Consider the following 496-nt stretch of genomic DNA (forward strand, 5'->3'; position numbering starts at 1 on the left):
CAACTTTGCACAGAATCTGCTGCGCAGCCGCGACAGTCACGATGCGCTGGTGTTCTGGGGCGAGGATCAGGTCAAGAACCGCATGTCGCATGGCGAGCTGTACCGCGCCGTGGCGCAGTTTGCCGCGGCACTGCGCGAGCAGGGCGTGACAAAGGGCGACCGTGTCGCGGCCTTCATGCCCAACATGCCGGAAACCATCGTGGCCATGCTCGCTGCGGCCAGCATTGGCGCGATCTTCACCTCGGCCTCACCCGATTTCGGCGTGCAGGGCGTGCTCGACCGCTTCGGCCAGAGCGAGCCCAAGGTGCTGATTGCCTGCGACGGTTACTTCTATGGCGGCAAGACCATCGATTGCCTCGACAAGCTGGGCGACATTGCGCGCCAGCTGCCTTCGGTGCATCGCGTGGTGGTCGTGCCCTATGTGCACATGGCGCACGATCTGGGCAAGGTGCCGCATGCGCGCATGTATGCTGACTTCGTCAAGCCACACCACCAT

General features: G+C 63.5%; 1 protein-coding gene. It reads left to right on the forward strand.

Annotation, left to right across the window (positions count from 1 at the left end):
- A partial coding sequence (locus AC22G6_RS21840; protein ID WP_487368508.1) for an AMP-binding protein occupies positions 1–496 on the forward strand: 496 nt, incomplete at both ends.

The organism is Parazoarcus sp. PS-13 R2A, from assembly GCF_057621855.1.